This window comes from Pedobacter sp. 22163 (assembly GCF_052045595.1).
In the GTDB taxonomy this organism is placed as follows: domain Bacteria; phylum Bacteroidota; class Bacteroidia; order Sphingobacteriales; family Sphingobacteriaceae; genus Pedobacter.
Genome location: NZ_JBQEPM010000002.1, coordinates 963,555 through 971,609, shown reverse-complemented (window position 1 = coordinate 971,609; position 8,055 = coordinate 963,555). Strand labels below are relative to the sequence as shown.

The following is an 8,055-nucleotide window of genomic DNA, read 5'->3' as shown; positions in this document are numbered from 1 at the left end:
AGAAACAAGATAGCATTAAGAGTTGCTGCAGTTATAAAAAATCAGACCAGCTATAAAAATAATTATAATATAGCTGCTTAAAATTTGTTTTTATCATAACAATCATCTCGACTGAAGCATAGCGAAATGGAGAGATCTATAATAGATTTCTCGACTGCGTTGCACTCCGCTCGAAATGACGACCGCTTGAGATTGGCATCGTCTACTCCAATGTCTTTGAATAAATCTAATTTCCCCGTATAATGACCATTTTAACAAACTACATCATCAATAATTAACATATTTTTCTTCAAAACTGCCATCAGCGTATAAATCGATCAAGCCGTAACCTGGTGCAGTTTCTCTCCTGTTGCCCTCCCACCAGGCGCCAGATACAGCACCGTTGCAGAGGTAGGTAACACCGTTGTACACCACTTTATCGCGCATATGCAGGTGGCCACTTAAACACAGTTTTACATTAGGATGTTGATAAAAAAGATTAATAATTTTGCTCGTATCGGTATGCATATCGCCCCCCAACATGGTCCATTTGTTTACAATATTATCTTCTATCATTAAAAGCGCGGTAAGGATTGGAATGTGCGACATTACCATAACAGGCATTGTAGAACTGGTAGTTTCGAGTTCGTTTTTTAACCATGTTAACTGCTCATCGCCCAATTTTCCAATATACCAGGTATTGTCAATATCCAGGTGGGTACTATCCAACACAATAATCTTCCATCCGTTCTGCATTAAACTATAATATGGCTTAACCAACTGCAATTTATCCATGGCATATTTCTTCCCGTAAAAAACATCACCTTTAGTATTTTCGTTCCACCAGATATCATGATTACCTAAACAGTAATGCACAGGAAGGTTACATTCGTTCTTCATCGTCTCGTTTACAAGTTTCCATTGATCGTTAATGGTATTGATGTTTTCTTTGTTCATATCAAAAACGATATCTCCCCCGTTTAGAACCAGGCCTATCTTGGGCGATTGCGACTGTAAATGGTGCAGACACTTAACAAACCTGGCTGGCGCATTGAATTGATTCTTAAGGTGAACATCAGTGATGTGCGCAACTCTTAACACTGTTTTTTTATCAGCTGCCGATAAAAGTGCTGGCAAGGTTGGCAGCAAAAACAGGCCACCTATATTTTTTAGTGCAGATCTTCTTTCCATTACATTCTTTTTACTGTTTTTCAAAATTAGCATTGCCCTGTAGCCTTAACGTTAAGAAAAAAGCGGTGCTGTGATATACAGACACCGCCACAGTTTATTTATTTAAACTCTTGATTTATTAATTTTTCTTTAAACGATAAGCTTCGATGATTTTATAAAAAATCTGATGATTAGGATATACCCCCATAAAGGCGTCCGAACCAGGACCGTAAGCAAATACAGGTACCATGATATTGGTATGATCATCTGTACTGAAATTGCCACGTACGGTTCCTTTTCTATAAGAGGCATCAAGGAGCGACAACCCACCGGTTTCATGATCGGCAGTTACGATTACCAATGTTTCGCCATCCTGATCGGCAAACTTTAAAGCTTCACCCACCAGACGGTCGAAATCTTGTTGTTCGGTTACCGCAAAAGGCAAATCGTTTGCGTGTCCGCCATGATCAATCTGCGCGCCTTCGGCCATGATGAAAAATCCTTTTTTATTTTTCGAGAGCAATTCAACAGTTTTTAAGAACGAAATCTTCAGCATTTCTCCCCGGCCATCCATTACTTTCCGTGTAGCAGAATCGTCTAAAAGTACCACTTGTTTATCCGCATTTGAGGCAACGAAACTTTTTAGGTCTTTCTGCATAGTATAACCTTTAGCCGAGATTTTATCCATCAATTTTTGATCTGGATTCTCAGTAAAACTTTTGCGTTTCGAACCAACCAGAATATCAACATGACCGTTCTGAAAATCGGCTGCAATTTCCTTCGTCATAGATCTTTCGAGCTGATGGGCATAAAATGCTGCAGGCGTGGCATCGGTAATATCGCCACTGCTGATGATCCCGCTTGTAAGACCATAAGGTGCCAAAATATCAGGAATAGACTGAAGTGCTTTACCCGTAGAATCGACACTGATGTAGCGGTTATTGGTTTTATGCCCTGTAGCCATAGCCGTAGCACCTGCTGCAGAATCAGTAAAATCTGAATTGGAAGCTTCGGTGCGCGAAAGGCCAAGATGTTTAATCGTGATGATGTTGGATTGACCAAAATTAGCACTTAAGCCTGCCTGAATCTGTGCCAGCCCCATTCCGTCCCCTATTAGAAGAATTACATTTTTGGCTTTGGTTTTTAATCCGTCGGTTTTGTACGTTGGCTGATAAGGCTTATAAGCTTTCGGGTTGCTGTACTCGAGCTTAGCCCTGTTCTGGTAAAAATCTTTGAGCAATGCAGGATGATCCGTTCCGATCCAGTCAACCCCCATATGTTCCAGTTCTTTCCAGCTGTTCGGACTATCTTTGGTTGCCCAAAAACGGAAAGGTTTACCCAATGCATGTACTTTGGCAATTACCGCTTTCATCTTTTCTAAATCGGTTGGTGTTGGAGTACCTTTTCCATTCCATACCGAATAATGAGAAATATCATCGCTAATCATACCAATGTGCTTTAACTGATCACTTGTGTATTGATTTGCGGGACGGCCATCGAAACTGATGAGTGATGGATAATCCTTAAACTTTTCGGCAGGCGGAACAGCCCCGCTCATTACAATTTTAATGGCTGAAGGATTGATCTGTTGATCGAAAACAGATTCATTACCTTTTAAATCGGCCAGTAATTTCGGGATTACGTGTTCATAATCCTCCTTTATATCGATTACCAGCTGAAGTTTTTGTTTCGGATCTGGATAAGAATGGTTGGCATGATCTTTAAAAAACGCCACCAATGGATCGATATATAATTTTTTCAATGTTTTACCCGGGGTGATTTCGCTGCTATCGTGTGCAACGAACAATTCTCCATTACGGTAAAATACATCGGCCTCGATAGACCCCATGCCAGCATAATAAGCCTCCAATAAAGGAATCTGCTGCTTATAATCATTGTGGCTGTGTCCATTACCGGCATTCAGTTTCTGCTGAGCAGAAACTGAATGTACACCTAAACCCAATAATAAAAACAGGATCAGTTTATTCGATTTTACCATCCTGGATTTTGTTTAATTACACCTGCACTGTTATCAATTTCTCTTTGTGGTACCGCCCAAACATCGTGTACCTGTGGATTAAAAGTTCTTGATGGCCAAATTACGCTCCCATCAAAATCGTGTAATGGTTTTGCATAGGCTGCCTGAGCATCACCCCATCTTACTAAATCGCGGTGACGGTCGGCCCATTCTCCTGCAAGTTCGTTACGGCGTTCGCGTTTAAGGTCGTCGATCGTCATTCCTGTTCTGGTGCCTAAGCCTGCACGTTGCCTGATTTTGTTCAGTTCGGTATCGCCTGCCCCTGCACCGCTCAGGTTAATTGCAGCTTCGGCTTTAATCAGCAATACTTCGGCATAACGCATTAGGGGAACATTTAAATCTGTTGTGCCATTGTCTCCGTTCGGATTCACGTGTGTTGGAATTGGATTAGCATATGAAAACGGCTCCATGTATTTTTTAAACTGGTAATTTGAAGTCGCTCCTGCATCTTTGGTAAAGCTACGCTCAGCACCAAAAAACATAAATTTATCACCAGGTTTTAAGATGGTGGCTTCACGGCGCTGATCGCCAGTTTCGTAAGAATCGTAAAGCTCTTTGGTTGGCAGGTAATAACCCCATCCGTTATAAATCCCCCAGGCCTTATTGGTTAACATTACACCTGGAAGCTTGCTGCCCCAACCTGTTCCGCCACCGCTTGGCGTACACACCACCGACCAAATATATTCTTTCGACCAATTGTTAGCGGCCTTAAATACATCTGCAAAACCTGTATTTACTAAATCATGCTGACCTGAAGTGATGACCATATCAGCATATTTAGCAGCATTGGCATAATCTTTTTTGTACAGGTACACTTTAGACAGATAGGCCCAGGCAGCCGTTTTATGTGCTTTACCGTAATCAGCTGATTTCATTGCCGAGAACAAGGGAAGGTTATCAGCTGCTTTTAATAAAAGTGAAATGATATAATCGTAGTTTTCGTTTACATTTTTTGCACGGGCAATAGGCTGAGAAGGATCACTTTCTGGCGTTACGATCGGTACTCCGGCTTTATCGTTACCGTAATTGGCAGCCAACTGGAAATAAACCAGTCCGGCGTTAAAATAAGCATCGCCAATAATCTGTTTTTTCAAGGTTTCATCCATTGCGATGGCCGGCACATTGATAATAATATCGTTAGCGCGTTTAATGATGGCATAACGCATGCTCCATTGGGTTTCGGTATAACCTCCACCAACATAGGTACGGTTAAAATTTTTGATATTATCGGCCTCTGGCTTGTTACGTCCGGTAACCATATCATCGCTGGCATTGATAAACCAGAACATCCCACGACCGTAAAAGTCTTCTGCATTGTAATTTTCATACATTCCAGCTTCTGCTTTTATGGCATCTTCTTTGGTTTTCCAGAAATTTTGTGCCGATGGAGCCCCTTCAGGCACAATATCAAGCTCTTTTGTACATGAAGAGAAAAAAGCAAGGGTGGCAAATGCCATATATTTTAAATTCGTTTTCATTGTTGTTTTGTGATTATAGATTTATGCTTAAACCAAGGATAAAGCTTCTGGCTTGAGGATAACGACCAACATCCACTCCATTGTTGTCCATTCCGATTTCTGGATCAAAGCCTGAGTATTTGGTAATGGTAAAAAGATTGTTTGCTGTAGCATAAACCCTTACTCCACCTGTTTTTAATTTATTGGCGATTGATTTTGGTAAACTGTATCCCAGGGTTACGTTACGGATGCGCAGGTAAGAACCATCTTCGATATAAAAATCGGAGGCTGCAAAGTTTCCATTAGCATCGCTTGTTGAAATAATTGGCACTTTACCACCAGGGTTCTCTGGCGACCAGGCATCCAGGATACCGACCAGTTTGTTGTAAGATGGCCCACTAGCACTATAAGTAGTGCGTTTTACTGCATTAAACAATTTATTACCCTGTACGCCCTGCGCAAAAATATTGAAATCGAAATTTTTATAACTTGCATTAAAGCTCAATCCGTAAGAGAAATCGGGATAAGCGCTACCAGCGAAATAACGGTCTTTGCCATCAATAGACCCGTCGCCGTTGATGTCCACAAATCTAAAATCTCCTGCTTTTGCATTTGGTTGAATCTTAGTTCCCTTGGCATTTTTATAGTTATCGGCTTCTGCCTGACTCTGGAAAATACCATCAGTTTTTAATACAAAATAACTATACAGTGGCTGTCCTACCCTATTGGTAAGGGGAGCAACCTCATTCCGGAAATTGGTAGATACAGTCTGGTTTTCTATGCCTGGTAAAAGTTCTTCTATTTTGTTGTTTATTTTAGTTAAAGTAGCATTTACCGAGTAAGTGAAAGCTGCGTTTTTATCACTGTTGTAAGTTAACCCTAACTCAATACCCTTATCTTTTACCTTACCTGCATTAATGATTTGAGTATTTAAACCTGCCGTTCCAGGCAATGTTCTGGTTAGGATCATTTTATCGATTTCTTTGATAAAATAATCTACTGAAAGATTTATCCGGCCCAATGCCGCTACATCAACACCAAGGTTGGTCTGTTTAGATTCTGCCCATGCTATATTAGGATTGGCCAAAACGTTTTGTACATAACCATTTTGCAAAGTTGGCGTTTGCCCAAAATAACTTTGTGTAGGGCTTAGTAATGGATTAACCGCATCAGTAGTTAGCGAAGCTAAATTACCGAGAAAGCCATAGCTGCCCCTTAATTTCAATTCATTTAACCAACTTACATCTTTAAGAAAATCTTCTTTGCTCATTACCCATCCAATCGAAGCCGAACCATAATTCCTGGTCCTGTTATTTTTAGTGAGTAACGATGATCCATCACGGCGACCGATTAACGATACCAGATATTTTTCGCGATAGTTATAATTTGCTCTTAAAAACAATGACGACAGTGCCTGTGCAATATAACCGCTCGAAGAAGGCTGTATTACCGTGGCATTCATCAAATACCTGTATTGTGGCGATTCATCATCAAAACCAGATCCAGAAGCAAACAACTTTCTGTATTGTGTTTTTTGAAATGAATAACCACCAGTAAGATCAAGCTGATGGTTACCAAAGGTACCTTTGTAATTTAACACTTGTTCTGTTAGGAAATCGCTGTCATGGTTGCTGCTTTCCTGTAAACTATTGCTTAATACCGGCTTTCCTACCTCAGGTCTTTTAGGTGTAAAGCTTTTAAATGAAGCATCAGTTTTGGTGATGCTTAAGTTAGACCTAAAGGTTAAGCCTTTGGCCAGTTTAATATTGGCGTAAGGATTAACCACTAAAACATTTATAGGGTTATTGATATCGATACGCATTAAATCTGCAACGGGGTTAACAATGTCTCCATAGTCTCCGGCATACTGTCCACCCGGTAAACCGGCAAAACTTCCATCGGCATTATATGGTGTTCCATTGGTTGGATAATAAATAGCCGAAAGTAAAGCACCGGTATAATCGCTGCTCGTGTTGGCGCCGTTACCATTGGTACTGCTATAAGAAAGGTTTTCGCCAACTTTTAACCAATTGGTAACTTCATGTTCGGTATTGATCCTGAAATTATAACGTTTGGCTTTGGTATTTAACACAATGCCTTCTGCATTACGGTAATTGAAACTGAGGTAATAATTAGATTTCTCGCTACCACCATTTATTGCGGCATTGTAATCCTGTAATAAACCATCTCTAAAAACCTCGTCCATCCAATTGGTGCGGGTAATCTGTCCATCAGGGTATTTCGAAATATCAAAAGCCGGCAATATCGTTGTACCACCGTTTTTGGCAGCAGTTGCGGCCACCTGTGCACGTTGCTGAGCGTTTAATGGCTCTAATTTCTTCCATGCGCGCTGTTGCCCAAGTTTAGCATCGAAACTGATCTGCATTTTACCGCTCTTACCCTTTTTGGTTGTAACTAATATTACACCTCCCGAAGCTCTTGCTCCATAAATAGCTGCCGATCCGTCTTTTAATACCGATATAGATTCGATATCGTTAGGATTAAGCTGTGGAGTGCCCGAAAAGATAGATCCATCGATTACATACAGCGCATTTTCAGTGTTGATACCGCCTGAGCCACGAATGTTGATACGGGGCATCGACGTCGGATCACCACCCTCATTGGTTACCATTACACCAGGGGTTTTTCCGGCCAGTACCTCTCCTACACTATTTAATGAGCGTGAAGAAAGTTTATCCAGCCCAACAATGCTGATTGCACCTGTTAAAGTTTCTTTCTTCTGTGTGCCGTAACCTACTACTACCACATCGGCAAGCATCGAACGTTCTTCGCTCAACAACATATTAATAACCTGGTTTTCACCTACTTTTACTTCTTTGGTACGGTAACCGATCATAGAGAACGATAACACCGCATCAGCACCCACTTCAATGCGGTAAGCGCCATTACCGTCGGTTATTGTTCCGCTTTGCGTGCCCAGTACTTTCACTGAAACGCCAGGAAGCAATAAACCTGTTGAATCGCGCACAACTCCAGTGATAATCCGGTCTGGCTTATTCTGAATGGCGTTGTTCAAAATTACATATTCGCCTTTTTCTAAAACCTGTAATCCTAGTTTATCTAATAGCGACCTTACAGGCTCTGTGGTAAAATCGCCACTTACAAACATGTTTTTTTGTTGCAGCTGATCTGGATTATAAACAAAGCTAAGTCCGGTGCGCGACTCAATTTCTTTGATAATTTCGGTCATCTTACGGCCTTTGTTTAGCGTAATGCTGACGGTAGTTTTCTCTAACTTTTGTGCCATACCAGCCGAGGCCAGGATTGAGCTGCAAAATATGCAGAGAATTGAAAATGTTAAACATGAGTATTTCATGATCTTATAAAGAGCTGATGTCCTCTTAGCGGAGGTTGGTTTCATTTGTTTGATTTGTTTTTTAAAAGCTTTTA

4 protein-coding genes are annotated in these 8,055 nt (G+C 40.9%); all 4 read right to left on the bottom strand.

The window, feature by feature from the left end:
- Positions 1 to 267: 267 nt before the first annotated feature.
- The 4 genes from ACTJKN_RS08540 to ACTJKN_RS08525 all read right to left on the bottom strand — a co-directional run bounded on the left by ACTJKN_RS08540 (position 268) and on the right by ACTJKN_RS08525 (position 7,912).
- Positions 268 to 1,170 (bottom strand): metallophosphoesterase family protein, encoded by a 903-nt coding sequence (locus ACTJKN_RS08540; RefSeq protein WP_440824057.1) that lies wholly within the window; start codon positions 1,168 to 1,170, stop codon positions 268 to 270.
- A gap of 118 nt (positions 1,171 to 1,288) precedes the next feature.
- A complete protein-coding gene (locus ACTJKN_RS08535; protein WP_440824055.1) occupies positions 1,289 to 3,148 on the bottom strand; it encodes an alkaline phosphatase in 1,860 nt (619 codons plus the stop codon).
- Positions 3,142 to 4,665 (bottom strand): RagB/SusD family nutrient uptake outer membrane protein, encoded by a 1,524-nt coding sequence (locus tag ACTJKN_RS08530; protein ID WP_440824053.1) that lies wholly within the window; start codon positions 4,663 to 4,665, stop codon positions 3,142 to 3,144. The genes ACTJKN_RS08535 and ACTJKN_RS08530 overlap by 7 nt, the downstream gene beginning before the upstream one ends.
- A gap of 13 nt (positions 4,666 to 4,678) precedes the next feature.
- Positions 4,679 to 7,912, bottom strand: coding sequence for a SusC/RagA family TonB-linked outer membrane protein (locus ACTJKN_RS08525; RefSeq protein ID WP_440824051.1), 3,234 nt, complete (start codon positions 7,910 to 7,912; stop codon positions 4,679 to 4,681).
- Between the last annotated feature and the right edge of the window lie 143 nt (positions 7,913 to 8,055).

Coding starts and splice junctions, on each gene's coding strand:
- ACTJKN_RS08540 (WP_440824057.1), bottom strand. CDS start 1,170: ATGGAAAGAAGATCTGCACTAAAAAATATAGGTGGCCTGTTTTTGCTG.
- ACTJKN_RS08535 (WP_440824055.1), bottom strand. CDS start 3,148: ATGGTAAAATCGAATAAACTGATCCTGTTTTTATTATTGGGTTTAGGT.
- ACTJKN_RS08530 (WP_440824053.1), bottom strand. CDS start 4,665: ATGAAAACGAATTTAAAATATATGGCATTTGCCACCCTTGCTTTTTTC.
- ACTJKN_RS08525 (WP_440824051.1), bottom strand. CDS start 7,912: ATGGCACAAAAGTTAGAGAAAACTACCGTCAGCATTACGCTAAACAAA.